Raw genomic sequence first — 24,303 nt, 5'->3', positions numbered from 1 at the left:
TCCGGAATATAATTTCTCGGAGACGGCTATCGGGAAACTGTGCTTCTGTCGATCTCGTAACGCCCGTCGAATCGCCGCGACGACCTCGGTCCTCGCCCAAAGAGCCCTCTCGATATAGTCCTTGGATTTCTCTCTGTCCGGAAATATTCCGTGCATTCCAGCACCGTATAGTTTCGTCAGTTTGCGACTGGAATCCAGTGGGTCACACAGTTGGATCAGCCGCGCCATCGCCTGTCGCGCGGATCAGATGCCGCGCATCAGATCCGCATCTCCATCGGCCACTCGGGGGCTGTCAGGAGGGGTTTGCCAATATCCATGCCTAGGCGACGCGCGCCATTCCCCACCCGCCGATCGGGTAGTCGGCCCAATCCGGCGGTGATCTTTCCCGCTATTCGTGAGGGGCTTGAGGGCGTCATCTTCGTCGATGTCTGCCTGCGCTCAGGCCGGCGCAATCGAGCCTGGGTGTCGCTCGCGCTATAATCGCCCCGGCGTCCACTGTTGTTGTCGCGTCGGTTCCTTTGCCGGCCATTGTTCCTGTCGCCGCGCCTGTGCTACCTCGCGGCGCAGGAATGGAGGCATGTGTGATCCTTTGCGAATTCGGTCCTGAGAGCGGGCCGGTCCTGTTTCAGGACCCGCAGGAAGTCGTGGTAGTGACCCGCGCCGAGGACGCCGCCCCCGCGCTTTCCCGGCTTGAGGATCTGCGTCGGCGGGGGGCGTGGATCGCGGGCTGGCTGTCCTATGAGCTGGGCTATGCGCTGGAGCCGGTGCTGACCGCTGATATGCCCGCCGACCGCCGTGCGCCGTTGATGGTCTTTGCCGCCTTTGCCGCGCCCGTGCCCGCGCCCGCGCTGCCATCCGGCGATGGCGCACGGCTTGCGCCCTTGCAGCCGATGATCTCGCAAGGGGAATATGCCGCGGCCTTTGCCCGTACGCTCGACTATATCGGGGCGGGGGATTGCTATCAGATCAACCTGACCTTTCCGATCCGCTCGTGCCTGGTGGCAGGCACCCCGCTTGAACTTTACGCGGCGCTGGCCGCGCGGCAGCCGGTGGGGTTTGGTGCCTATGTCGACCTTGGGGTGGGGCCGGTGGTGGTTTCACGCTCGCCCGAGCTGTTCTTTCGCCTCGATGCGCAAGGCAGGATCGAGGCGCGGCCGATGAAGGGCACGGCCCCGCGAGATCCCGATCCGCTGCGGGACGCGGCGCTGGCGGCGGGGCTTGCCGCCTCGGAAAAGAACCGGGCCGAGAACCTGATGATCGTCGATCTTTTGCGCAACGATATTGCCCGCATTTCGCATGTCGGCTCGGTGCGGGTGCCCGAGCTTTTCGCCGTGGACAGCTTTGCCACTGTCCATCAGATGAGCTCGCGCGTGACTGGTCAGCTTGCGCGTCCGGCCGAGCTGGGCGAGCTGATGCGGGCGCTGTTTCCCTGCGGATCGATCACCGGTGCGCCCAAAATACGGGCCATGCAGATCATCCGCGAGGTCGAACCATACCCTCGCGACGTCTATTGCGGTTCGATCGGCTGGATGGCGCCGGATGGGAGGGCGTGTTTCTCGGTCGCGATCCGGACCCTGTCGATCTGGCCCGATGGAGAGGTCATCCTGAATGTCGGCGGCGGCGTCGTCCAGGATTCGACCGCCGAGGGCGAATGGGAGGAGGCATTATGGAAAGCGGGCTACGCGCAGCATCTGGCGACCCCGACCTGAGGCTGATCGAGACGGTGCTGTGGGACGGCATCCAATGCCCCCGGATCGAAGGGCATCTGGCCCGTCTTGCCTCGGGTGCGCGCGCGCTTGGCTGGCCATGCGATCTGCGGGCGGCGCGCGCGGCACTGGTCGCCCCGTGGGGCCAGCCTGCGCGGCTGCGCCTGACCCTCGACCACGCCGGGCGGATTGAGGTGACGCAGGCGGCGCTGCCCCGATCGCGGCCCGAGTGGCGGCTGGCACTGGCCGGGACCCGGCTGTCTTCGGACGATCCGTGGCTGCGGCTCAAGACCACGCGGCGGGCGCATTACGATGCTGCCCGCGCCGCTTTGCCCAAAGGGATCGACGAGGTGATTTTTCTTAACGAGCGGGGTGAGGTTTGCGACGGCACAATCACCACGCTGTTCTTTGATCGCGGACAGGGTATGCGCACGCCGCCGCTTGCCTCAGGCCTGTTGCCGGGTGTCCTGCGCGGCCAGATGCTTGCCAGCGGGGAATGCCGTGAAGAGTTGCTGCTGGCTGCGGATATGCCCCATCTCAGGCTATGGGTCGGCAATGCGCTGCGCGGCCTGATCCCGGCGGTCTGGGTGGGATAGGGCGCGACGGGGGGCTTTCGTCCGGGGATCAGCGGCCTGGGCCTTGTTACCTAACTGTCGCATTTGCATTGCCCGAGTGACCTCCATCCGTTAGGAAACCCGACTCACGGGCGGGGGCGGCTTTGGCATCAGGCTGACCGCATCGCATCGGAGGGACCGCGCCGCGGGCAGAGCAGGGGGGACCGAATGCTCGATCTGACGACCATCCGCAGCGAGCTTGGCTCGCATTACGATCTTGAGCCCTCGCTCGAACTGGCCGAGCGTATGGCCGATATCCATGCGCGCATGGGCCGTGTCATGCCATGGCCGGACTGGGCAATTCATGCCCCCTATGTCGCCGCGATCAACAAGCTCAAGAAAGAGCGTAATGCCGTCGTGCTGGCGCATAACTATATGACGCCCCAGATCTATCACGGTATTTCGGATGTCGTGGGCGACAGCCTTGCGCTTGCCATCGCAGCGACCAGGGTCGAGGCCGAGGTGATCGTCCAATGCGGCGTGCATTTCATGGCCGAGACCTCAAAGATCCTGAACCCGCAAAAGACCGTGCTGATGCCTGATATGGAGGCCGGCTGCTCGCTTGCCGAAAGCATCACCCCAGAGGGGATCGCTGAAATGCGCGCCCGTTTCCCGGATGCGCCGGTGGTCAGCTATGTCAACACCACGGCCGAGGTAAAGGCTGCCTCGGACATTTGCTGCACCTCTGCCAATGCGGCGCAGATCGTTGCGGCGCTGGACTGCGATACGATCATCATGACGCCTGACAAGTGGCTGGCACAGAATGTCGCCCGGCAGGTCCCGCAAAAGCGGATCGTCTGGTGGGACGGGGCTTGCGTTGTGCATGAACGCTTTACTGCGCAGGATCTGCGGGATTTTCGCTCGTGGAACCCGGGGCTGAAGATTATCGCCCACCCTGAATGCCCGCCCGAGGTGGTGGCCGAGGCCGATTATGCCGGCTCGACCGCCAGTATTCAGGACTGGGTCGAACGTGAGCAGCCCCGGCAGGTGATGTTGGTCACCGAATGTTCGATGGCCTCGAACATCTCGGACGCTAACCCGGACGTCGAGTTCCTGGGCCCCTGCAACATGTGCCCCTATATGCAAAAGATCACGCTGGAAAAGGTGCTCTGGTCGCTGCACACCATGACCGGAGTGGTCGAGGTGGACCCCGAAATCGCCGCACGCGCGCGCCTTTCGGTCCAGCGTATGATCGACCTGTCGCAACGCCTGGCGGCCTGACGCATGCGCGAGGTCTCGACCGGCCGCGTCGTCATCGTCGGCGCCGGGCTGGGCGCGCTTTATGCGGCGCTGAAACTGGCGCCGCGCCCTGTGCTGATGATCTCGCCCGAGGTGCTGGGGCAGGGGGCCAGTTCGGCTTGGGCGCAGGGCGGGGTGGCTGCGGCCATGGACCCCGCCGACAGCCCTGCCGCCCATGCCCGCGACACGCTGATTGCGGGTGCGGGCACCGTCGATCCCGAGGTTGCCCACCGCGTCACCCAAGAGGCCCGCGCCCATATCCTTGACCTGACCACGCTTGGCACGCCGTTCGACCGCAGGCCGGACGGCGGCTATGTCATGTCGCGTGAGGCGGCGCACAGCTTTGCCCGCGTCGTGCGCGTGCGCGGGGATCAGGCGGGGGCGGAAATCATGCGCGTCCTCGTCGCCTGCGTGCGCGAGACGCCCTCGGTGCAGGTGCTTGAGGGCGTGATTGCAACTGGCCTGTCGGTCGAAAACTGCGCCGTGACGGGGGTCGAGGTGGCGCTTTCCGGTCCGCAAGGTTCGGCCCCTTTGCGCATCCGCGCCCCGGCGGTGCTGCTGGCGGGCGGCGGCTCGGGCGGGCTTTACGCGCTGACGACCAACCCTTCGCGCATTCGCGGACAGGTGATCGGCATGGCGGCGCGGGCCGGGGCGGAAATCGCCGATGCCGAATTTGTCCAGTTTCATCCGACTGCGATTGATTGCGGCGAAGATCCCGCGCCCCTGGCGACCGAGGCGCTGCGGGGTGAGGGGGCGCATCTGATCAACCGTCTGGGTGAGCGGTTCATGCCGGCGATCCACCCCGATGCCGAGCTTGCGCCACGCGATGTGGTGGCCCGCGCCATTTATGCCCAGACTCAGGCAGGGCTGCGGCCGATGCTTGACACCCGGGCCTGCCTTGGGCCGCGCCTCCTCACCGATTTTCCCGCTGTGGCCGAGGCCTGTGCCAGGGCGGGCATCGACCCCACGCGCGAGCCGATCCCGGTCGCTGCCGCCGCGCATTACCATATGGGCGGCATCGCGGTGGATGATGATGGCAGGGCCAGCCTAGACCGGCTTTGGGTCTGTGGCGAGGCCAGCTCGACCGGGCTGCATGGTGCAAACCGGCTGGCCTCGAACGGGCTGCTTGAGGCGCTGGTCTTTGCCCGCCGCTGCGCGCTTTCGATTGAGGCGCAACCAGTTCCTGTGCAGGATGAACCACAGGTCCTGTTGCCCGATTTGCCTCCGGGCACGGTGCCCGATCCTGCGCTGGTCGCCCGGCTGCGCCGTGCCATGACCGAGGGCGCAGGCGTCTTGCGCGACGCCGGTGGCCTTGCCCGCTGCCTGCGCGAGATTGCTGCCATCGAGGCTGCCCAACCTGATTGCCCCGCGCTTTTGAACATGACCGCAACCGCGACCCTGATCGCTGCGGCGGCGCTGATGCGGCAGGAAAGCCGGGGGGCGCATTGCCGCACCGATTTCCCGCAGACCATGGCCGAGGGCCGCCGCTCGCGCCTGACGCTGGCGCAGGCGCTGGCCTTGCGCGCCTCGCTTGAACCGGAGACGACATGACCGACATGCCCCCGCTGCCCGAGATGATCCTTGAGCCCCTGGTACGGGCCGCACTGACCGAGGATCTGGGCACCTATGGCGATATCACCACCCGCACGGTGATCCCGGCCGGGACCCACTATCGGGCACGGATCGTGGCACGCGAGGCGGGCATTGCCTCGGGCATGCAGCTGGCCGCCATCGCCTTTCGGCTGATCGACCCGAGCCTTGTCTGGCGGCTGCATCATTCTGACGGCAGCCCCTTTCAGCCGGGCGATACCTTGGCCGAGATCGAGGGCGAGGCCGCCTCGATCCTATCGGCCGAGCGGGTGGCGCTGAACTTTGCCGGCCGCCTTTCCGGTATTGCGACCCAGACGGCGGCTTTCGTGGCCGAGACGGCGGGCACCCGGGCGCGCATCACCTGCACGCGCAAGACCACTCCGGGTCTGCGGTTGGTCGAGAAACAGGCGGTGCTGCATGGCGGCGGTTTCAACCACCGTTTCAGTCTGTCGGATGCGATCCTGATCAAGGACAATCATATCGCCGCGGCGGGCGGCATTCGGCCGGTGTTGCAGGCGGTCAAGGCGCGCGCCTCGCATATGATGCGGGTCGAGATCGAGGTTGACCGCCTTGACCAGCTTGCCGAGGTACTGGACGAAGGCGGTGCCGATGTCGTTCTGCTTGACAATATGCGGACCGAGGATCTGCGCGAGGCGGTAGTGATGGCACAGGGCCGCGTGGTGCTGGAGGCGTCGGGCAATATGAGACTTGCCCGTATCGCCGAGGTGGCGACGACGGGTGTTGACTATATCTCGGTCGGGGCGCTGACCCATTCGGCACGCACGCTGGATCTGGGCCTGGATTTCTGAGACACAGAGCCATGTCGCCGCCCTGCGCGGGATCCTGCCCATGCACCTGTTGCCTGCCCGGCGCATAGCCACACAGGCTGTTGCGCCGGGCCTTGATAGCTGGTGATTTCCAACCATTGCCCTTAGTCGTGCTGGCTGCCAGCATCCCGCCCGACCAAGAACGTTAAGGAGAGGTCCATGACCGTTCATACCGTCCCGACCCGGCCCATTGAGGGCCAAAAGCCCGGCACGTCCGGCCTGCGCAAGAAGACCCCGGTCTTTATGCAGCCGCATTATCTGGAAAATTTCGTGCAGGCGATCTGGAACGGTACCGGGGGCGCGTCGGGTAAGACCTATGTTCTGGGTGGGGACGGGCGCTATTTCAGCGACCGCGCCGCGCAGGTGATCCTGCGCATGGCTGCGGCGAGCGGCGCGAAAAAGGTGATCGTCGGGCAGAATGCACTGCTGTCGACCCCCGCCGCCTCGCATCTGATCAGGCTGCGCAAGGCAGATGGCGGCATTATCATGTCGGCCAGCCACAACCCCGGCGGCCCGAATGAGGATTTCGGCGTCAAATACAACACCGCCAATGGCGGCCCCGCGCCCGAGCCGGTGACCGAGGCGATTTTTGCCGCCAGCAAGACGCTTGGTGAATATCACATCCTGGATGCACAGGACGTCGATCTTTCCACCCCCGGTACAACGACCCTTGGCGGGATGGAGGTCGAGGTCGTCGATCCGGTCGCCGATTATGCCGAGCTGATGCGCTCGATCTTTGATTTTGACAAGATCCGGGCGCTGTTTGGCGATGGTTTCCGCATCCGCTTTGACGCCATGCATGCCGTCACCGGCCCCTATGCCAAGGCGATACTTGAGGGCGCGTTGGGGGCGCCTGCGGGTTCGGTGGTCAATGCCGTGCCTAGCCCCGATTTCGGCGGCGGTCATCCCGATCCCAACCCGATCTGGGCCAAGGATCTGATGGATGTAATGTTTGGCGCCGATGCGCCGGATTTCGGCGCTGCCTCGGACGGGGATGGCGACCGCAACATGATCGTCGGGCGGAATTGCTATGTGACGCCTTCGGACAGCCTTGCGGTACTTGCCGCCAACGCGACGCTGGTGCCTGCCTATGCCAAGGGGCTGAAGGGGGTTGCCCGTTCGATGCCGACCTCGCGTGCGCTGGACCGCGTGGCCGAAAGCCTGGGCCTTGCCTGCTGCGAAACCCCGACCGGATGGAAGTTCTTTGGCAATCTGCTTGACGCCGACCGCGCCACGCTTTGCGGCGAGGAAAGCGCCGGAACCGGTTCGGATCATGTGCGGGAAAAGGACGGCTTGTGGGCGGTGCTGTTCTGGCTGAACGTGCTTGCCGAGCGCCGTCAGTCGGTTGCCGAGGTCATGGCTGATCACTGGGCGAAATTCGGCCGCAACTATTATTCGCGCCACGATTACGAGGCGGTTGATGCCGGCGCGGCCTCGGAGCTGATGGAGGCATTGCGCGCCCGTCTGTCCGAACTGCCGGGCCAGACCATTGCCGGCCTGCGTATCGAGGCGGCGGATGAGTTTGCCTATGATGACCCGGTGGATGGTTCGCGGACCGAACGTCAGGGCCTGCGGATCATGACCCAAGGTGGTGGGCGCATCGTAATGCGCCTGTCGGGCACCGGGACCGAAGGCGCGACCCTGCGCGTCTATCTTGAGCGGGTCGAGACTGATCCGGCCCGGATGAAAGACGATCCGCAAGCGGCACTGGCCCCGATCATCACAGCCGCCGAGGAAATCGCCGGTATCCGCGCCCGTACCGGCCGGCCCCGGCCCGATGTGATTACCTGAGACCTTGCGGCGGCGGGGTGTCCCCGCCGCCCTTGTCCACTGCCGGTGTTCAGACCCTTTGGCCGCGCACCCATGTTCCGCGCATGACCGGGGTTTCGCCCATCATTGAGAATCGGATCAGATCGGCCCGCAGCCCCGGCGCGATACGGCCGCGATCTGCAAGGCCCGCAGCCTTGGCCGGGTTTCGGGTTACAGTTGCGATGGCACGGGGCAGGTCATCCCAGATCCGCGCAAGGATCAGCGCCCCGGCCAGCAAAGCCGAGGGCACATAATCCGAGGACAGAATGTCCAGATGCCCGGCCCGTGCCAGTTCGGCTGCCGAGACATTGCCGGAATGCGATCCGCCACGCATCAGGTTCGGCGCCCCCATCATCACCATGATGCCATGAGCGTGGCATGCGGCCGCCGCCTCGGGCGTGGTCGGGAACTCTGCCAGCCGCACCCCATGACCTGCCGAAGTCACGACATGTTCGGCGGTGGTGTCGTCATGGCTGGCGAGTACCGCGCCCAGACGATGCGCGATCTCGACCGCCGCTGCCTCGTGCTGGTCGCCGAAACGGGCACGCAAATCCCGCAGTCTTGCGACATGCCGGGCGAATTCCTCGTCCGACAGTTTGTACTTGCCCTGCACATACTGGGCGAGCTTGCTGATATCGCGGAACTGACGCTGACCGGGGGTATGGTCCATCAGGCTGATGATACCGACGCGGTCCTCGGGGCCGAATTCGTCCAGTTCGGCCAGCAGGGTCTCTGAGCAGACCTCTGCACGCAGATGCAGCAGATGACTGATCCGCAGCACATCTTTTTCACGCAGCGCGGCCAGTTCATGGGCAAGCGCGCGGGCATATTTCTCGTAATCCTTGTCCGGTCCATTATTCGGGATCGAGCCCACGCGCATCGCATCAAAGACCGTGGTGATGCCACAGCCTGCCAGCTCGGCATCATGGGCGAGGATGGCATTAGCATGGGGCCAATCCACGCCAGGGCGCGGGCGCAGGTGACGTTCAAGGTTGTCGGTATGCAGCTCGACCATGCCGGGGGCGAGGAAATCGCCTTGCAGATCCTCGGCCCCCGTCGGGACAATCTCGCCGGGCTCGATCGCTGTGATGACACCATTCTCGATGATAAGTGCGCCGGTCGTCACGGTATCAGGCAGGATCAGGCGGGCATTGGCGAGGATGGTGCGGGTCATGGTGGGCCTTGAGGTTGCGGGCAGGCGAAAGGTGCAGGCAAGGGGTGGCGGATCGGCTTGCAATGGTCAAGCCTTGCCCCCTGCTCTGCTGCGGGCTGCTGTTGCGCCGGCGGCGCGGATCAATGGATATTTAGACACGAAAGAAGTCTGGAGGCGCTGTTCAGGAGCAGAGCATATCGACCCATTCGGGCACGACCGTCGTGGCGGGACCGATGCGGCGTTGGGTGAAGTCGCGACTGACGGCCGAGTCGACGAGATTCAGCTCGATGGTTTCGGCACCATTGCGGCGCGCGTGTTGGGCGAGACCGGCGGCGGGATAGACGAGGCCCGAGGTGCCGATGGCGGCAAAGATCCCGGCGTTTTCGACAGCAGCCCAGATTGCCTCCATATGATAGGGGATTTCGCCGAACCAGACGATATCGGGCCGGGTTTCCGGTGCCCCGCAGGAGGGGCAGAGATCTTGTGCCCGCATCACCAGCGGTGCTGGCCATCGACAGCCGCAGGCGGCGCAGAGGGCGCCGAGCAGGCTGCCGTGCATATGGATCACCTCGGTCGAGCCGCCGCGTTCGTGCAGATCGTCGACATTCTGCGTGATCAGTGTCAGGTGGTGATGCCGGGCCAGCCGGGCCAGCGCCCGATGCGCGGCGTTGGGCTGGGCGCGGACCGCAGTGGCGCGGCGCTGGTTATAAAAGCGATGAACCAAAGCTGGATCACGCCGAAAGCCCTCGGGCGTTGCGACGTCCTCGATCCTATGATTTTCCCACAGCCCGTCACTGGCGCGAAAGGTCCGGATCCCGCTTTCGGCCGAGATGCCGGCCCCGGTCAGCACGGTGATGCGCATATCAGGCTCAGCGTGCGCAATAGGCCTCGGCCGCGGCGGCAAAGCTTTTGTAGCGTGCCCAGAAGGCGTTGTCGGCGTCGCTTTTCGACATGCGGACCTTTTGCGCTTCGTCCGCGTCACGGAAAAAGCGGGCAGCGCGGCGCTGGTCAGAGCGCGATAGCGTCTGGTCGGCGACCTGCTGGATGCAGCCACAGACCTGGCTGTTGCGGGCGCCGCGTTCTGAGCGCACGCATGCAGAATCAATCGGCCCTGCTACGGCCCATGGCGCAGTAAGCACCACCGCCGCGGCGGCGGTCATCAGTCGGTTGAACATTCCTGTCTCCTCGGCTCGTGTCGCGGCATGGGGCTGGGCACCCTCTGTCTGCTGCGATCTTTCTGCCATCAAGGTTAGCAGAAGCTGCCTTTGGGCTCAATTATGGCGGGCAGCGAACGACGGGCCAAGGATGGCGGCTGAGCCGCGACGAGGCCCAAGATATGCCCTCAGGCCGGTTCGGGGGTATAGCCGGCGTCGCGAATCACCTGGGCGGCGCGGTCGCGCTCCAGCCCCTCGACAGTGACGCTATGCGTGGGCAGATCGCAGCTGGCATGGCCGCCTGCCTCGGCCACCGCCTTTTCGATCGCGGCGGTGCAATGGTTGCAGCTCATGTCCTCAACGCGGAACTTCATCAGGGCATCCTTTCGCCTGGCCGGACCTTTCGCTTGTCCGGGAACCGACCTATGATCGCGCCACGGCGCCACGGGCGCAACTCCCCCTCATGAGGCTGCGACCGATGGTCACCGAAAATTTCCGTGGTGCGATCCTGATGGTGATCTCGATGGTGCTGTTCGCCTTCGAGGACATGTTCATCAAGCTGCTTTCGGCCGAGCTGCCTTACGCCCAAGTGCTGGCGCTGATCGGGCTTTTGGGGCTTTGCGTCTTTGGCACCATGCTGAAGCTGAAAGGTGGGCGGCTTTTTACCCGTGACCTTGTACGGCCAGTCGTGTTGTTCCGCGGGTTGATGGAGGCAGTCGGCTCGATCGGGATCGTCGTGGCGCTGGCACTGACAGAGCTGTCTTCAACTTCGGCGATCATGCAGGCCTTGCCGCTTGCCATCGTGGTTGGCGCGGCGCTGATGGGCGAGCCGGTCGGCTGGAGACGCTGGGTCGCGATTATTGTCGGCTTTCTTGGCGTATTGTTGGTGATCCGGCCGGGGCTGGACGGGTTCCAGCCGATCTCGCTGATGGCGCTTCTGGCGGTGGTGGGGCTTGCAGGCCGTGATCTGTGCACCCGGCATGTACCGGCGCGTATCCATTCCGATCAGCTTGCCGCCTCGGCTTTCTTTGCCATTTTGATTGCTGCCCTGCAGATGGGGTGGGTGCTGGGGCAGGAGTTCGTCATGCCCGACCTGCGTCAATGGCTGCTGGTAGTGGGCTGTATCGCTGTGGGTGTGGGTGGGTATGGATTGCTGGTTGCCGCAACCCGCGTCGGTGAGGCCTCGGCCCTGGCTCCATATCGTTATGCCCGTCTGGTGTTTGCCCTGATTCTTGCCTTTGTGGTCTTTGGTGAGCGGCCGGATGTTCTGACCATGCTGGGTGCTGCGATCATCGTTGCCTCGGGTTGCTACACGATGTGGCGCGAGGCGGTGCTGCGTCGGCGCCAGCTGCGCGCAGCCGGCTTTGCCCCGATCTCTTGAATCCTCTTCCCGCAACGCAAAAGCCCTTGTATAGCCCGGCCATGACCGACCTTGATCTCATCCGCAATTTTTCGATCGTGGCACATATCGACCACGGTAAATCCACCTTGGCCGACCGGTTGATCCAGATGACGGGCACGGTCGCCGAACGCGACATGAAAGCCCAGCTGCTGGACAGCATGGATATCGAACGCGAGCGCGGTATCACCATCAAGGCCAACACCGTGCGCATCGAATACCCGGCCAGGGACGGGCGCACCTATGTGCTGAACCTGATCGACACCCCCGGCCACGTCGACTTTGCCTATGAAGTCAGCCGCAGCATGCGCGCCGTCGAAGGCTCGCTGTTGGTTGTGGACGCCACGCAAGGGGTCGAGGCACAGACGCTTGCCAACGTCTATCAGGCCATCGATGCCGGGCATGAGATCGTGCCGGTTCTGAACAAGATCGACCTGCCTGCCGCCGAGCCTGGTCGCGTCAAGGAGCAGATCGAGGACGTGATCGGCATCGACGCCCATGACGCGATCGAGATCTCGGCCAAGACCGGTCTTGGCATCCCTGATGTGCTTGAGGCCATCGTTACCCGCCTGCCAGCACCCAAGGGCGACCGGGACGCACCGCTTAAGGCGATGCTCGTCGATTCGTGGTATGATCCCTATCTGGGCGTTGTCGTGATGATCCGTGTCATGGATGGGGTGATCCGCAGGGGCGACCGCATCCGTATGATGCAGACTAATGCCGTCTACGGCATCGATAAGCTTGCGGTCCTGCGCCCCCAGATGCAGGATATTGCCGAGCTGGGGCCGGGTGAAATTGGCGTGCTGACTGCGTCGATCAAGCAGGTGCGTGACACCCGCGTCGGCGATACCATCACCCATGAGCGTAAGGGCTGTGAGCAGCCGCTGCCGGGCTTCAAACCCGCGCAGCCGGTCGTATTCTGCGGGCTCTTCCCGGTCGATGCCAACGATTTTGAGGCGTTGCGCGATGCTATCGAAAAGCTCGCACTGAACGACGCCAGCTTTAGCTATGAGATGGAGACCTCGGCCGCGTTGGGTTTCGGTTTCCGCTGCGGATTCCTGGGCCTTTTGCATCTTGAGGTGATCCGGGACCGGCTGGAGCGCGAATACGATCTGGATCTCATTACTACTGCACCTTCGGTGGTGTTCAAACTTTACATGAAGGATGGCGAGGTGCGGGACCTTCACAACCCCGCTGATATGCCTGACCTGACCCATGTTGATCACATCGAAGAGCCGCGGATCAAAGCCACCATTATGGTGCCTGACGAATATCTGGGTGATGTGCTGAAGCTTTGTCAGGACCGGCGTGGTATCCAGCTTGACCTGACCTATGCCGGCAATCGGGCCATGGTGGTTTATGACCTGCCGTTGGCCGAGGTGGTTTTCGACTTCTATGACCGGCTCAAGTCGGTGACCAAGGGCTATGCCAGCTTTGATTACCAGATCTCGGAATATCGCGAGGATTATCTGGTCAAGATGTCGATTCTTGTGAACGATGAACCGGTCGATGCGCTGGCGATCATGGTTCACCGCGACCGGGCCGAATCGCGTGGCCGTGCCATGGTCGAAAAGCTTAAGGACCTGATCCCGCGGCACATGTTCAAAATTCCGATTCAGGCAGCGATCGGTGGTCGGGTGATTGCGCGTGAAACACTTAGCGCCCTGCGTAAGGACGTGACGGCAAAATGTTATGGCGGTGACGCAACGCGTAAGAAAAAATTGCTGGAAAAACAAAAGGCTGGCAAGAAAAAGATGCGCCAGTTCGGCAAGGTCGAAATTCCGCAGACCGCCTTTATTCAGGCGCTGAAGATGGATAGCTGATAGTTGCACTACCCTGAACCGGGTGCGTGCAAGCAGCCCCGGTTCAGGGCAGATATGTGCAAAAGAAGGCAGGCGAGTGCTGGTCGTCATAGACCCATCCTGGCGCCCACAGGTTAAATTCGGGTTACCTTCAAAGAGGCTGGGGGTCCCTGCGGCAGATAAATCCCCCCCGCTGCATGTCTGGTTGGGAAAGCCGCAGCAAATTGACGCAGATCAAAGTCGCCGAGGCGCATTTTGTGTATGGCCCTGTCCGCGAACAGGAGCGCCTTATGAAGCTGACCACCCGCAAAACCATTTTGACCGCGCGTCGAGATGCTATTCATGCTGATCTGGCGATGATTCGTCATGAGCTTGAGGCCTCTCAGCCCCAATCTATTTCAGGGGAACACGGGGCCGTTATTCACGCCCTTGGTCAAGCTGGTCAGGCTGAACTGGAGCAGATCGAATCGGCGCTGCAGCGGATCGCTGGCGGTGACTATGGAGTTTGCACCTGCTGCGGTGCTGTGATCCCGGCAGAGCGGTTGGATTCGTTGCCGGATATCCTCACCTGCACGGGCTGCCAATCGCGCGGGTTAAGCTGAGGCGACAGTCCGGCCGCCTGATTAATTGCCTAGTCGTAAGGGTTTGTTAACCCCTGGTGGCTAAACAGGGGTCATGCGTATGATCCTGTCCCTGGTCCTGATTCTTTCCGCCTGCGCTTCGCCATCGCCGCAATTCTTTGGCGCCACCCGGTATGACACGACGCTGGATGGTATCCGGTTTGTCGTTTTTCACGACGGTGCGCGGGCACAGGTGATCCGCCTTGGTTATCTTGACCGTCAGACCCGTGCCAGAATTCCTGAACTGATGGTGGTGGCCGCCGAACAGACAACCGGATGCCGGGTCATTCCCAACAGCCTTCGCAGTCGCATTCCCGGCGACACAGGCGAGGCGCAGCTGTCTCTGCGGTGCCCTGACGGATGATCCGTGATAAATGCCGCTGTCTGGGTCAGGACTTAGTCCAGAAAGGCCGCGACTGTCCCGGCCACTTCGGCGGGACGATCCGCATGCAGCCAATGTCCGGCACCGGCGATGGTGCGAATGTCAGCCTGCGGGAAATGCGCCCTGATCGCTTCGGATTGCTGCGGGGCGCGACAATAGTCCGATTCCGAGCCGATCAGAAATAACGCAGGGCCGGTAAAGCTGCCTTTCGGGGCGTTCTCGGGCCAGCCCACCAGAAACGGCATCTGATCCCGCAAAGCTGCAAGGTTGAATTTCCACTGCGGCGGATCGGCTTTCAGGTCCAGCGATTGCAGCAGAAAGGCACGCACACCCGGATCTGAAATATGTTCGGCCAGACGTGCGTCTGCCTCGGACCGCCGCTCGATACCGGCCAGATCGGTTGCCTCCATTGCGTCGATATGGCTGGCTTGACTATGCGCATAGGCAAAGGGGGCGATATCCATGATGATCAGCCGACGAACAAGGTCCGGCTGGGTCAGCGCCAGCATCATTGCCGCCTTGCCTCCCATCGAATGGCCCAGAATATCGGCCTGTCCCCCTTCGGCAGCGACGATCTGGGCCAGATCATGGGCGAGGGCGGGGTAGCTGTGATCGGGATCGTGAAAGCTGTCGCCATGATTGCGCATATCGACCGCGATCACTCGCCGTGTCTCACTCAGGCGACGGGCCAGACCGCCCAGATTGCGCCCCGATCCGAACAGCCCGTGCGCCAGCAGAACTGGCGGCTGATCCGAATCTCTACCCGTAATTGTCATGTTCAGCATCATGGATCTAACCTAGCGACACTGGCGAGCTTGCGCCAGAGAGGGTAGGTTGGCGAAAACCTGCAATGGGCGTGACGGGGGACGTCATGGGTATCGAGAAGATCCGGCCGATGGCCGATGAGGTGGCGGGCCTTATGGCGGCGCGGTTTGGTGGTGTCCGTCGCGGGCAGCACGCCGATCTGGGGAGCATGCTGCGCAAGCGCGGCGGTGCCTTGCCGCGGCGGCTGAGGCGCGAGGCCCGGGTACTGGCCGACGCCGATCTGAAGGCTGGACAGCCCAAGTTGGCGCGGCAGGTCGATTTTGAACAGCTTGAGCGCGCGCATAAGGCGCTGGTTTCTTACCTGCGTCCGCTTGGGCAGGGGGGGCGGATGCAAGGAGGCGTGGTCGGCGTTGCGGCAAGCGTGATGTTCGGCCTGCTGATTCTGGCGGCCGTCGCCATCTGGATCATGAAGGTGCGCGGGTTGATCTGAGCCGCAGGGGGGGGAGGGTCGAGCCTGAAGAGCACAATAGAAAAAGCCGGCGCATATTGGCCGGCTTTTTCTTTGTATCAGATGCTCAAAGAAGGTGTGGGACAGGAATGCTGTAAGAATACGTATTCCGCCCGGTCTTGTGAGCTGCGCAGGGCTGTCTGTCCCGCGCAGCGTTGCGATCACAGGCCTTCGTAAAGGGGGAAGCGGGCGCAGAGCTCGGTCACCTCGGCCTTGACGCGGGCCTCGACCTCGGCGTTGCCCTCTTCGCCATTCGCGGCCAGGCCATCGACCACTTCGACGATCCAGCGGGCGATCTGGCGGAACTCTTCTTCCTTGAAGCCGCGCGTGGTGCCAGCCGGTGCGCCCAGCCGGATGCCCGATGTCACGAAGGGTTTTTCGGGATCAAAGGGCACGCCGTTCTTGTTGCAGGTGATATGCGCGCGACCCAATGCCGCCTCGGTCGCCTTGCCGGTCACGCCTTTGGGGCGCAGGTCTGCAAGGCACAGGTGGTTGTCGGTACCGCCCGAGACGATGTCGATGCCGCCCTTCATCAGTTCGTCCGCCATGGCGCGGGCGTTGGCCACGACCTGAGCGGCATAGCCCTTGAACTCGGGGCGCAACGCCTCGCCGAAGGCGACGGCCTTGGCGGCGATGACATGCATCAGCGGGCCGCCCTGCAGGCCGGGGAAGACGGCCGAGTTGATCTTTTTGGCGATCTCGGCGTCATTGGTCAGGATCATGCCGCCACGCGGGCCGCGCAGGGATTTGTGGGTGGTCGTGGTCACGACATGTGCGTGGGGCAGCGGCGAGGGATGCTGGCCGCCCGCCACCAGACCGGCGATATGGGCCATGTCCACCATCAGATATGCGCCCACTTCGTCGGCGATCTTGCGGAATTCAGCCCAGTCCCAGATGCGGCTGTAGGCGGTGCCACCGGCAAGGATCAGCTTGGGCTTATGCTCATGGGCGTGTTTGCGGATCTCTTCCATGTCAAGCAGCTGGTCCTGCTGGCGCACGCCATACGAGACAACGTTGAACCATTTGCCCGACATGTTGACCGGCGACCCGTGGGTCAGGTGGCCGCCCGAGTTCAGGTCAAGCCCCATGAAAGTGTCGCCCGGCTGCAAGAGAGCCAGGAACACTGCCTGGTTCATCTGGCTGCCCGAGTTCGGCTGAACGTTGGCAAATTCGCAGCCAAACAGCTCTTTGGCGCGCTCGATGGCCAGATTCTCGACGATATCGACATATTGGCAGCCGCCATAGTAGCGCTTGCCCGGATAGCCTTCGGCGTATTTGTTGGTCAGAACCGAGCCCTGCGCCTCAAGCACCGCTTTGGAGACGATGTTTTCGGAGGCGATCAGCTCGATCTCGTCGCGCTGCCGGCCCAGTTCCTTGCGGATGGCGTCGAAAATCGAAGAGTCGCGGCTGGCGAGCGTCTCGGTGAAGAATCCGGTGTCGGTCATCTGGTCCTCATGCAAAAAGCAGGCTCGCTGGCCTTCTAACGCGTTTCATTCTGGCCCGCTAGGACGGATGCGACGCAGGGGCGGTAGATTATCCCATATGCCAAAGGGCTTGCACCCGGCACGCTGCACGCCATGATGGCCGCATGAAAATGCACTTTATCGCCTCTGGTACCGAAACCGCCGTGACCGCCGCCGAGGCGTTGTCCGAACGTTATGGTCATGTGCCGATCCGCGAGGCAGAGGTGATCGTCGCGCTTGGTGGCGACGGGCTGATGCTGTCGGTGATGCATCAGAACCGCGGGCTGCCGGTCTATGGCATGAACCGGGGCACGGTCGGCTTTCTGATGAACACCTATTCAGAAGAGGATCTGCCCGGCCGCATCAGGGCAGCCGAAGAGACGCTGATCAACCCGCTGGCCATGACCGCCGGAACCACCGACGGGCATGAGCACTGCGCACTGGCGATAAATGAGGTCAGCATGCTGCGCGCCGGACCGCAGGCGGCACGGCTGCGCATCAGCGTGAACGGCCGGGTGCGGCTGGAAGAGCTGATCTGCGATGGTGTTCTGCTATCCACGCCTGCAGGCTCGACGGCCTATAATTATTCGGCAAACGGGCCAATCCTGCCCTTGGGTTCAGGTGTGCTGGCGCTGACGGCCATCGCCGCCTTTCGCCCGCGGCGCTGGCGTGGAGCGATCCTGCCGAAAAGCGCGACAGTGCGCTTTGACGTGCTTGAACCCGACAAGCGCCCCGTGATGGCCGATGCCGATTCGCGTGGCGTCGATTCGGTCCTGTGGGTCGAGATCCGGTCCGAGAAAACGATCCGTCATCGCCTGCTGTTTGATCCCGGACACGGGCTTGAGGAACGGGTGATCCGCGAACAGTTCGTCTGACGCCCGATTCCATTTGAGACTGCGCGCGCTGCGCGGTAAAGGGCCGGACATGATGAATCGTCCTGATCTTCCCGCCGAAATCGCTCGCCGCCGCACCTTTGCGATCATTTCGCATCCCGACGCCGGCAAGACCACCCTGACCGAAAAGTTCCTGCTGTTTGGCGGGGCGATTCAGATGGCTGGTCAGGTCCGGGCCAAAGGCGAGGCGCGGCGCACGCGCTCGGACTTCATGAAAATGGAGCAGGAGCGGGGGATTTCGGTCTCGGCCTCGGCCATGTCCTTTGACTTTGACAACTGGCGCTTCAACCTGGTCGATACCCCCGGCCACAGCGATTTCTCTGAGGACACATATCGCACCCTGACTGCGGTGGACGCGGCGATCATGGTCATCGACGGCGCCAAGGGCGTCGAAAGCCAGACGCGTAAACTGTTCGAGGTTTGCCGGTTGCGCGATCTGCCCATCCTGACCTTCTGTAACAAGATGGACCGCGAAAGCCGCGACACGTTCGAGATCATCGACGAGATTCAGGAAAATCTGGCCATCGACGTCGCCCCGGCTTCATGGCCGATTGGCATGGGCCGCGACTTTATCGGCGCCTATGACCTTTTGAACGACCGGCTGGAGATCATGGACCGCGCCGACCGCAACAAGGTGGCCGAGTCGATTCAGATCAGCGGGCTCGACGATCCGAAACTGGCCGAACATGTCCCCGCCGGTCAGCTGGAAAAGCTGCGCGAAGAGCTTGAGATGGCACGTGAGCTTTTGCCCGCCTTCAATCGCCAGTCCTTCCTTGAGGGGCATATGACCCCGATCTGGTTCGGTTCTGCCATCAACAGCTTTGGAGTGCGCGAGCTGATGCGCGGCATCGGCGAATTCGGCCCTGAGCCGCAGCCGCAAGGCGCGGCTGAGCGTCAGATCGCGCCCGAGGAAAAGCCGGTGACAGGCTTTGTTTTCAAGGTTCAGGCCAATATGGACCCCAAGCACCGTGACCGGGTGGCCTTTGTCCGTCTTGCCTCGGGCCATTTCGAACGTGGGATGAAGCTTTTGCACGTCCGTTCGAAAAAGCAGATGGCGGTGTCGAACCCGGTGCTGTTTCTTGCCGCCGATCGCGAACTGGCCGAAGAGGCCTGGGCGGGCGATATCATCGGCATTCCGAACCACGGCCAGCTGCGCATCGGCGATGCGCTGACCGAGGGCGAGGCGCTGCGCTTTACCGGCATCCCCTCATTCGCGCCCGAGCTTTTGCAGGCCGTGCGCGCGGGCGACCCGATGAAGGCCAAGCATCTGGAAAAGGCGCTGATGCAATTCGCCGAAGAAGGCGCGGCCAAGGTCTTTAAACCGATGATCGGCTCGGGCTTTATCGTGGGCGTCGTCGGGGCGCTGCAATTCGAGGTGCTCGCCAGCCGGATCGAACTTGAATATGGCCTGCCGGTTCGGTTCGAGGCGACGCAGTTCACTTCGGCCCGCTGGCTTTCGGGTCCGAAAGACAAGGTCGAGGCCTTTTCGCAGACGAACAAGGGCCATATGGCGCAGGATCATGACGGCGATCTGGTCTATCTGACCCGGCTGCAATGGGACATCGACCGGGTTACCCGTGACCACCCCGAGCTTAAGCTGACCGCCACCAAGGAAATGATGGTGTAAGCGAAATCCGTGGCGACGTGGATCGCCGCCACGGTGATCTTTCAGCGCAGTTGCTTGCGCTTGGTCTCTGGCGCCCACATGATCGAAAAGATCAGCCCGATAAGCGGGAACATCGCCATGATGATCATGGTTTTGGATGCGCCCAGGACCTCAAGCGAGGTTGGCAGCAGATAAACCGCCGTAGCTGCTGAGATCCGCGAGAAGGCGGCCGAGAAACCGACGCCGGTCGAACGCAGCCGGGTTTCAAAGATCTCGGCCGGATAGACGTATTCGATGTTGTTTGCCGCCGGGGCGACGAACATGTAGATCGCAAACAGCGCGACCACCACCCAGACCGGCGCCTGCGGGAACAGGCCAATCGCCAGCAGGACCGCGAACATGACCGCGAAGGTCGAGATCACGAAATGCCGCCGCGTCAGCCAGTGCAGCAGAAACAGGCCAAAGATCGCGCCGAGAATTTGCACCGTATTCAGCCAGACATCGACCACTGTCGCATCATGGATCTGAAGCATCTCAAAGACCGGGCCGACAAAGGTGAAGATGGCAAAGAACGGCCCGACCTGACAGAACCAGAACAGCCCGGAATAGATGTGCTGGCGCCAATGAGGCGAGGTCAGCAGCTCGACCGGCGAGGCGTGCGATTTCTCCAGCACCACATCAGGGATGTCGTATTCGGCTCCGAAATGTTTGGTGACCACTGCGCGGGCTTCGGTGTCACGCCCCCGCGCCTTGAGCCACATCGGGGTTTCGGGCAGGCGCAGCCGCAACAAAAAGGTGATCAGCGCCGGTACCGCGCTGGTCGCCAAAAGAAAGCGCCAGTCATCGCCCTTGTAAAGATTGCCGATGATAAAGGCGGCGGTAAAACCGACTTGCCACCCGACCGAGAAACAGCCCAGCAGCACGCCACGCCCTTTGCGGCGCGAGAACTCGGCCAGAACCGAGGTTCCGACGGCGTATTCCACCCCGATCGCCAGTCCCAGGGCCAGCCGCAGCGCCACCAACTGCCAGACCTCGCCCACCATGAGCTGCAAAAGCGACAGCACCACAAAGGCCAGCAGATTATAGGCGAACACTGGCCGGCGGCCATATTTGTCCGCAAGGTTGCCAAAGAACATCCCACCGACGAAAACGCCTATCAGCGCGCTTGCCGCGATCAGGCCCTGGCTTAGCGCAGAAAGCGCCAGTTCTTGCTTGGCGAGCGTCAGCGAGGGGCCGACGATACCCAGAACATAGCCATCCAGCGCCGCGCCCCCCAGCGAGGCGGCAACGGCGATGATGTGAATGGGCTTCAGCGGCGCCTCGTCCAGACTGCGCAGCCGGGGGCCTCCGTTCTCGGCGAATTGTTTCATGCAGTTCCTCCTGCTCCTCTTACCCCGCCCGAGACCGGCAGCTCGCAGCCGGGATAGATCGGGAAGGGTGCCTCCGCGGCAGAGGATGCATTGCGCCAAGGCAGCAGCAAGGGGGGAAGCGGGCAATATCAGCCTTAGGATACCGTGGGTTGCGACACCTGCCCGGATGAATTGCGACAAGGGGCCTTTTGCATGGAATATGCCGCCGCCCGTAAAGCACAGGCGGCGGCGTAACGCGATTCTGTACGGTCGTTCTCAGACCACCGTGACGTCCATCGTCACCTCGGCATTCAATACCTTGCTGACGGGGCAGCCTTTTTCGGCCCTGCGGGCGCATTCCTCGATCACTGCCTTGTCGCCGTCGCCGCGGATTCTGGTGTTCAGATGCGCAGTCTTGATCGAAAAGCCGTCGCCATCCTTGGCCAACCCGATTTCCGAGGTGGTCTCGATCTTCACATTGGTGATGCCCGCTTCTTGCAGGATCAGGGACAGCGCCATGCTGAAACAGGCGGCATGAGCCGCGCCGATCAGTTCTTCGGGGTTGGTGCCGGGCAGCCCCTCAAAGCGGGTGTTAAAGCCATAGGGCTGGCTGCTCAGCGCACCGGATTTGGTCGATACTGCGCCCTTGCCGTCCTTGAGCGCGCCTTCCCATACTGCTGAACCGGAATTGACAATCATCGCCGTTCTCCTTTCTGCCGTGACCTGCCGACAGAATGCGCAATCCCTTGCGCGGGTTCAATCGCCAGCCTATCCCGCCACAAGGAATGGGAGAGGGAAAACCGCATGCCGGTGCATGAACTTGCCGCTTTGGGCGCTGCGGCCTGCTGGGCGATTACCGGCATCCTGTCGCAATCGGCGGCCCAGGCGCTGGGACCGTTCGGCTTTAACCGCCTGCGTCAGGGCATGGTCGCGATCATGCTGGCGGTTATTGTCATTGCTACCGGGCGGCTGGGCGGGATCGCTTTCGGGGATCTGTGGCGGCTTTCCTTGTCGGGCGTGGTCGGCATTTTTCTGGGCGATACACTGCTTTACGTGACGCTGATCCGGCTTGGTCCAAGGCGCTCGGGGGCGCTGTTTGCACTGAACGCGCCTATGGCGGCACTGATGGGCTGGCTTGCTCTTGGCGAGTCTCTCTCTCCCTTGGCGATGCTCGGCGTCGTGCTCTCGACGGCTGGCGTTGCCATGGCGGTGCTGGGCCGGCCTGGACGATGGGGCGCGCACCGGTTCGAGACGATCGAGGGTTCGGTCTGGATCGCTACCGGTTACGGGCTGCTGGCGGCGGCGGGGCAGGCGCTTGGCTCGCTGATCGCGCGGCCGGTCATGGCATCGGGCTTTGACCCCTATGTGGCCTCTCTGGTGCGGGTTTCGATCGCGGTCGCCTGCCTTATTCTGCTCATGACGCTGCCGATCGCCGAATTAAAGCCCCGCAATAAGCCGACACCACGCGTGCTGCTGCTGACTGCGCTCTCAGGGCTGATCGCTATGGTCATTGGCATGACGCTGCTGATGTTTGCGCTGCAGGGGGGCAAGGTCGGCATCGTCTCAACGCTCTCCGCGCTGTCGCCAGTCCTGATCCTGCCGGTACTTTGGGCGATGACAGGGACGCGACCCTCGCCGACCTCATGGGCGGGGGCTGTGATGGCGGTCATGGGTATGGCGCTGATCTTTCTTTCCTGACGGGGATGTCATTAGCTGGTGGATGCGGTGCCCGGCTTCCATCAGCGCCGCCTTACGGAGAAAGCACCATGCGTTTTGTTACCTTTATTGCAACCACTCTGATCGCCCTGCCCGCCATCGCACAAGAGGCCGCGACCATGGACCATTCCGGCCATGGTGCCGTCACGAGTTCCTCGACCGTCGACTATGAACAGGCGATGGAGCGGATGCACGCCGATATGATGATTGAATATACGGGTGACGCTGATGTCGATTTCATGCGCGGTATGATCCCGCATCATCAGGGTGCCGTAGACATGGCGAAGGTCGTACTGGAGCAAGGCAAGGACCCCGAGGTCCGCAAACTTGCCGAAGAGGTCATCCGCACCCAAGAGGCTGAAATCGGGCAGATGCAGAAATGGCTGCAAGAGCACGACAAGGCTGAATAAACCTGATTCTTTTGTGTCCAAATATCCTGGGGGAGCTGATCTGGCCCCCGTCGAGGGGGCCGGATCAGCGGGGGCAAAGCCCCCATTCCCTTAGCCCAACAGACGCTGCGCCTCGTGAATGGCGAAACGGTCGGTCATGCCAGCGACATAGTCCAGGACCACCCGGGCACGGCCGGTCTCGTCCCTTGCACCATCGGCTGCCTCGCTCCAGGTCTGCGGCATCTTTGACGGATCGTTCAGGAACAGCGGGAACAGCCCGTTCAGCATCTCTGTAACCCGCTTGCGTTCGGTCACCACCGATGGCGCGCGGTACATGCGCTGGAACAGGAACAGCTTGATCGCCTTGAGGTTCTGGTACAGCGGCTTTGAAAAGCGGATGATCGGCCCCTCCATATCACGGATTTCCTGCACATTTCCGGGCTGCAGGCTGGCAAGACGGTTCTGGGCGACCGCGATTACATCCTCGACCATGACGCCAAAGACGCGGCGCAAGGCCTCGTGCCGGCGCCGCATGGTCTCAATCCCCGGGTGCAGACGGTCTACTTCGGCAAAGGCTTCGCCGATAACCGGCAGTGCTGCCAGGTCTTCTTCGGTAAACAGCCCTGCACGCAGCCCGTCATGCAGGTCATGATGGTTATAGGCGACATCATCGGCGACGGCTGCGACCTGCGCCTCGGCGCTGGCATTGCTATGCAGCTCAAGATCCCATTCTTCGTTCACCTCGGCCAGCGCATAGGGCAGGGGACCGGAGACCGGGCCGTTGTGTTTGGCAATGCCTTCAAGGCTTTCCCAGGTCAGGTTCAGCCCATCGAAATCGGCGTAATGACGTTCAAGCCTGGTCACGATGCGCAGCGCCTGAGCATTATGGTCAAAGCCGCCATAAGGGGCCATCAGCGCCGCCAAAGCGTCCTCGCCCGTGTGGCCAAAGGGCGGGTGGCCCAGGTCATGGGCCAGCGCCACGGTCTCGGCCAGATCGGTGTTCAGCCCCAGCGCCCCGGCAATCGTGCGGGCGACCTGGGCGACCTCGATCGTATGGGTCAGGCGGGTGCGGTAATAATCGCCCTCATGTTCCACAAAGACCTGAGTCTTGTGCTTAAGGCGACGAAAGGCGCTAGAGTGGATGATCCGGTCGCGGTCCCGCTGCCAGGGACTACGAAAGGTGGACATGCGCTCGGGCCAGCGGCGGCCACGGCTTTCTTCGGGCTGGCAAGCATAAGGTGCCGTCATCTGATCCTGCGTTTCTTGCGAGACTGCGGTCCAGACCCTATATTCCACAGCGGAAGACGGAAACGGGAACG

Annotated in this window: 24 protein-coding genes; 15 read left to right on the top strand and 9 right to left on the bottom strand. The window is 62.8% G+C overall.

Features of this window, described 5'->3' with window-relative positions; translation table 11 throughout:
• The first annotated feature begins 581 nt into the window (after positions 1 to 581).
• The 6 genes from F8A10_RS13235 to F8A10_RS13210 all read left to right on the top strand — a co-directional run bounded on the left by F8A10_RS13235 (position 582) and on the right by F8A10_RS13210 (position 7,767).
• Positions 582 to 1,709: an aminodeoxychorismate synthase component I gene (locus tag F8A10_RS13235; RefSeq protein WP_264675566.1), complete on the top strand. Its 1,128-nt coding sequence runs from the start codon at positions 582 to 584 to the stop codon at positions 1,707 to 1,709.
• Positions 1,667 to 2,302: an aminotransferase class IV family protein gene (locus F8A10_RS13230; RefSeq protein WP_085501829.1), complete on the top strand. Its 636-nt coding sequence runs from the start codon at positions 1,667 to 1,669 to the stop codon at positions 2,300 to 2,302. The genes F8A10_RS13235 and F8A10_RS13230 overlap by 43 nt, the downstream gene beginning before the upstream one ends.
• Before the next feature lie 186 nt (positions 2,303 to 2,488).
• Positions 2,489 to 3,541, top strand: a complete 1,053-nt coding sequence (gene nadA, locus F8A10_RS13225; RefSeq protein ID WP_085501830.1) for a quinolinate synthase NadA — start codon at positions 2,489 to 2,491, stop codon at positions 3,539 to 3,541.
• 3 nt (positions 3,542 to 3,544) lie between these two features.
• On the top strand, positions 3,545 to 5,110 hold the full coding sequence (locus F8A10_RS13220) for an L-aspartate oxidase (protein ID WP_152367549.1): 1,566 nt from the start codon (positions 3,545 to 3,547) through the stop codon (positions 5,108 to 5,110).
• Entirely contained in the window at positions 5,107 to 5,958 is an 852-nt protein-coding gene (gene nadC, locus F8A10_RS13215) for a carboxylating nicotinate-nucleotide diphosphorylase (protein ID WP_152367548.1), read from the top strand. Before F8A10_RS13220 ends, nadC begins: the two co-directional genes overlap by 4 nt.
• A 177-nt stretch (positions 5,959 to 6,135) precedes the next feature.
• A complete protein-coding gene (locus F8A10_RS13210; protein WP_010395925.1) occupies positions 6,136 to 7,767 on the top strand; it encodes an alpha-D-glucose phosphate-specific phosphoglucomutase in 1,632 nt (543 codons plus the stop codon).
• A 49-nt stretch (positions 7,768 to 7,816) separates the two neighbouring features.
• On the opposite strand, the gene F8A10_RS13205 is transcribed toward F8A10_RS13210, so the two are convergent.
• The 4 genes from F8A10_RS13205 to F8A10_RS13190 all read right to left on the bottom strand — a co-directional run bounded on the left by F8A10_RS13205 (position 7,817) and on the right by F8A10_RS13190 (position 10,466).
• The gene (locus F8A10_RS13205; RefSeq protein ID WP_029371978.1) at positions 7,817 to 8,959 is read right to left on the bottom strand and encodes an alpha-D-ribose 1-methylphosphonate 5-triphosphate diphosphatase; all 1,143 of its coding nucleotides are present in this window, start codon (positions 8,957 to 8,959) and stop codon (positions 7,817 to 7,819) included.
• Between the two features lie 160 nt (positions 8,960 to 9,119).
• Positions 9,120 to 9,800: an NAD-dependent deacylase gene (locus F8A10_RS13200; protein ID WP_010395928.1), complete on the bottom strand. Its 681-nt coding sequence runs from the start codon at positions 9,798 to 9,800 to the stop codon at positions 9,120 to 9,122.
• Positions 9,801 to 9,807: 7 nt separating this feature from the next.
• Positions 9,808 to 10,113, bottom strand: a complete 306-nt coding sequence (locus F8A10_RS13195) for a hypothetical protein (protein WP_010395931.1) — start codon at positions 10,111 to 10,113, stop codon at positions 9,808 to 9,810.
• Positions 10,114 to 10,280: 167 nt separating this feature from the next.
• Positions 10,281 to 10,466: a heavy-metal-associated domain-containing protein gene (locus F8A10_RS13190; RefSeq protein ID WP_010395932.1), complete on the bottom strand. Its 186-nt coding sequence runs from the start codon at positions 10,464 to 10,466 to the stop codon at positions 10,281 to 10,283.
• A gap of 104 nt (positions 10,467 to 10,570) precedes the next feature.
• On the opposite strand from F8A10_RS13190, the gene F8A10_RS13185 reads away from it, so the two are divergent.
• The 4 genes from F8A10_RS13185 to F8A10_RS13170 all read left to right on the top strand — a co-directional run bounded on the left by F8A10_RS13185 (position 10,571) and on the right by F8A10_RS13170 (position 14,277).
• Positions 10,571 to 11,473, top strand: coding sequence for a DMT family transporter (locus F8A10_RS13185; RefSeq protein ID WP_010395934.1), 903 nt, complete (start codon positions 10,571 to 10,573; stop codon positions 11,471 to 11,473).
• Positions 11,474 to 11,514: 41 nt separating this feature from the next.
• A complete protein-coding gene (gene lepA, locus F8A10_RS13180; RefSeq protein ID WP_010395937.1) occupies positions 11,515 to 13,314 on the top strand; it encodes a translation elongation factor 4 in 1,800 nt (599 codons plus the stop codon).
• A gap of 269 nt (positions 13,315 to 13,583) precedes the next feature.
• Positions 13,584 to 13,895, top strand: coding sequence for a TraR/DksA C4-type zinc finger protein (locus tag F8A10_RS13175; protein ID WP_050804183.1), 312 nt, complete (start codon positions 13,584 to 13,586; stop codon positions 13,893 to 13,895).
• Between the two features lie 79 nt (positions 13,896 to 13,974).
• Complete coding sequence (locus F8A10_RS13170) at positions 13,975 to 14,277, top strand: hypothetical protein (RefSeq protein ID WP_085501834.1); 303 nt, start codon at positions 13,975 to 13,977, stop codon at positions 14,275 to 14,277.
• Between the two features lie 32 nt (positions 14,278 to 14,309).
• Here the strand turns inward: F8A10_RS13170 and F8A10_RS13165 are convergent, their stop codons facing one another.
• Positions 14,310 to 15,083, bottom strand: a complete 774-nt coding sequence (locus tag F8A10_RS13165; protein ID WP_010395944.1) for an alpha/beta fold hydrolase — start codon at positions 15,081 to 15,083, stop codon at positions 14,310 to 14,312.
• 83 nt (positions 15,084 to 15,166) lie between these two features.
• Between F8A10_RS13165 and F8A10_RS13160 the strand changes: the two genes are divergently transcribed.
• Complete coding sequence (locus tag F8A10_RS13160) at positions 15,167 to 15,550, top strand: hypothetical protein (RefSeq protein ID WP_040601964.1); 384 nt, start codon at positions 15,167 to 15,169, stop codon at positions 15,548 to 15,550.
• A gap of 179 nt (positions 15,551 to 15,729) precedes the next feature.
• Here the strand turns inward: F8A10_RS13160 and glyA are convergent, their stop codons facing one another.
• Complete coding sequence (gene glyA, locus F8A10_RS13155; protein WP_010395948.1) at positions 15,730 to 17,013, bottom strand: serine hydroxymethyltransferase; 1,284 nt, start codon at positions 17,011 to 17,013, stop codon at positions 15,730 to 15,732.
• 143 nt (positions 17,014 to 17,156) lie between these two features.
• Between glyA and F8A10_RS13150 the strand changes: the two genes are divergently transcribed.
• Positions 17,157 to 17,906, top strand: coding sequence for an NAD kinase (locus F8A10_RS13150; RefSeq protein WP_010395950.1), 750 nt, complete (start codon positions 17,157 to 17,159; stop codon positions 17,904 to 17,906).
• Positions 17,907 to 17,955: 49 nt separating this feature from the next.
• Positions 17,956 to 19,551, top strand: coding sequence for a peptide chain release factor 3 (locus F8A10_RS13145; protein WP_010395952.1), 1,596 nt, complete (start codon positions 17,956 to 17,958; stop codon positions 19,549 to 19,551).
• 41 nt (positions 19,552 to 19,592) lie between these two features.
• Here the strand turns inward: F8A10_RS13145 and F8A10_RS13140 are convergent, their stop codons facing one another.
• Together F8A10_RS13140 and F8A10_RS13135 are read right to left on the bottom strand one after the other, a co-directional pair.
• Complete coding sequence (locus F8A10_RS13140) at positions 19,593 to 20,900, bottom strand: MFS transporter (RefSeq protein WP_010395954.1); 1,308 nt, start codon at positions 20,898 to 20,900, stop codon at positions 19,593 to 19,595.
• Between the two features lie 255 nt (positions 20,901 to 21,155).
• Positions 21,156 to 21,578, bottom strand: a complete 423-nt coding sequence (locus tag F8A10_RS13135) for an OsmC family protein (RefSeq protein WP_085501837.1) — start codon at positions 21,576 to 21,578, stop codon at positions 21,156 to 21,158.
• Positions 21,579 to 21,683: 105 nt separating this feature from the next.
• Between F8A10_RS13135 and F8A10_RS13130 the strand changes: the two genes are divergently transcribed.
• Positions 21,684 to 22,577: a DMT family transporter gene (locus F8A10_RS13130; protein WP_152367547.1), complete on the top strand. Its 894-nt coding sequence runs from the start codon at positions 21,684 to 21,686 to the stop codon at positions 22,575 to 22,577.
• Between the two features lie 68 nt (positions 22,578 to 22,645).
• A complete protein-coding gene (gene copM / locus F8A10_RS13125; RefSeq protein WP_152367546.1) occupies positions 22,646 to 23,005 on the top strand; it encodes a CopM family metallochaperone in 360 nt (119 codons plus the stop codon).
• A 90-nt stretch (positions 23,006 to 23,095) separates the two neighbouring features.
• Here copM and F8A10_RS13120 read toward each other — a convergent pair whose 3' ends face one another.
• On the bottom strand, positions 23,096 to 24,232 hold the full coding sequence (locus F8A10_RS13120) for a deoxyguanosinetriphosphate triphosphohydrolase (protein WP_152367545.1): 1,137 nt from the start codon (positions 24,230 to 24,232) through the stop codon (positions 23,096 to 23,098).
• Positions 24,233 to 24,303: the final 71 nt, after the last annotated feature.

The sequence above is a fragment of the Paracoccus kondratievae genome, assembly GCF_009301415.1.
In the GTDB taxonomy this organism is placed as follows: domain Bacteria; phylum Pseudomonadota; class Alphaproteobacteria; order Rhodobacterales; family Rhodobacteraceae; genus Paracoccus; species Paracoccus kondratievae.
Note: the sequence above shows the minus strand (reverse complement) of the source record. Positions and strands in the feature narration are given on the sequence as shown.

What these genes read in the sequence shown, in the direction of transcription:
- F8A10_RS13230 (WP_085501829.1), top strand. Translation starts at nt 1,667, where the DNA reads ATGGAAAGCGGGCTACGCGCAGCATCTGGCGACCCCGACCTGAGGCTG.
- nadA (WP_085501830.1), top strand. Translation starts at nt 2,489, where the DNA reads ATGCTCGATCTGACGACCATCCGCAGCGAGCTTGGCTCGCATTACGAT.
- F8A10_RS13220 (WP_152367549.1), top strand. Translation starts at nt 3,545, where the DNA reads ATGCGCGAGGTCTCGACCGGCCGCGTCGTCATCGTCGGCGCCGGGCTG.
- nadC (WP_152367548.1), top strand. Translation starts at nt 5,107, where the DNA reads ATGACCGACATGCCCCCGCTGCCCGAGATGATCCTTGAGCCCCTGGTA.
- F8A10_RS13210 (WP_010395925.1), top strand. Translation starts at nt 6,136, where the DNA reads ATGACCGTTCATACCGTCCCGACCCGGCCCATTGAGGGCCAAAAGCCC.
- F8A10_RS13205 (WP_029371978.1), bottom strand. Translation starts at nt 8,959, where the DNA reads ATGACCCGCACCATCCTCGCCAATGCCCGCCTGATCCTGCCTGATACC.
- F8A10_RS13200 (WP_010395928.1), bottom strand. Translation starts at nt 9,800, where the DNA reads ATGCGCATCACCGTGCTGACCGGGGCCGGCATCTCGGCCGAAAGCGGG.
- F8A10_RS13195 (WP_010395931.1), bottom strand. Translation starts at nt 10,113, where the DNA reads ATGTTCAACCGACTGATGACCGCCGCCGCGGCGGTGGTGCTTACTGCG.
- F8A10_RS13190 (WP_010395932.1), bottom strand. Translation starts at nt 10,466, where the DNA reads ATGAAGTTCCGCGTTGAGGACATGAGCTGCAACCATTGCACCGCCGCG.
- F8A10_RS13185 (WP_010395934.1), top strand. Translation starts at nt 10,571, where the DNA reads ATGGTCACCGAAAATTTCCGTGGTGCGATCCTGATGGTGATCTCGATG.
- lepA (WP_010395937.1), top strand. Translation starts at nt 11,515, where the DNA reads ATGACCGACCTTGATCTCATCCGCAATTTTTCGATCGTGGCACATATC.
- F8A10_RS13175 (WP_050804183.1), top strand. Translation starts at nt 13,584, where the DNA reads ATGAAGCTGACCACCCGCAAAACCATTTTGACCGCGCGTCGAGATGCT.
- F8A10_RS13170 (WP_085501834.1), top strand. Translation starts at nt 13,975, where the DNA reads ATGATCCTGTCCCTGGTCCTGATTCTTTCCGCCTGCGCTTCGCCATCG.
- F8A10_RS13165 (WP_010395944.1), bottom strand. Translation starts at nt 15,083, where the DNA reads ATGATGCTGAACATGACAATTACGGGTAGAGATTCGGATCAGCCGCCA.
- F8A10_RS13160 (WP_040601964.1), top strand. Translation starts at nt 15,167, where the DNA reads ATGGGTATCGAGAAGATCCGGCCGATGGCCGATGAGGTGGCGGGCCTT.
- glyA (WP_010395948.1), bottom strand. Translation starts at nt 17,013, where the DNA reads ATGACCGACACCGGATTCTTCACCGAGACGCTCGCCAGCCGCGACTCT.
- F8A10_RS13150 (WP_010395950.1), top strand. Translation starts at nt 17,157, where the DNA reads ATGAAAATGCACTTTATCGCCTCTGGTACCGAAACCGCCGTGACCGCC.
- F8A10_RS13145 (WP_010395952.1), top strand. Translation starts at nt 17,956, where the DNA reads ATGATGAATCGTCCTGATCTTCCCGCCGAAATCGCTCGCCGCCGCACC.
- F8A10_RS13140 (WP_010395954.1), bottom strand. Translation starts at nt 20,900, where the DNA reads ATGAAACAATTCGCCGAGAACGGAGGCCCCCGGCTGCGCAGTCTGGAC.
- F8A10_RS13135 (WP_085501837.1), bottom strand. Translation starts at nt 21,578, where the DNA reads ATGATTGTCAATTCCGGTTCAGCAGTATGGGAAGGCGCGCTCAAGGAC.
- F8A10_RS13130 (WP_152367547.1), top strand. Translation starts at nt 21,684, where the DNA reads ATGCCGGTGCATGAACTTGCCGCTTTGGGCGCTGCGGCCTGCTGGGCG.
- copM (WP_152367546.1), top strand. Translation starts at nt 22,646, where the DNA reads ATGCGTTTTGTTACCTTTATTGCAACCACTCTGATCGCCCTGCCCGCC.
- F8A10_RS13120 (WP_152367545.1), bottom strand. Translation starts at nt 24,232, where the DNA reads ATGACGGCACCTTATGCTTGCCAGCCCGAAGAAAGCCGTGGCCGCCGC.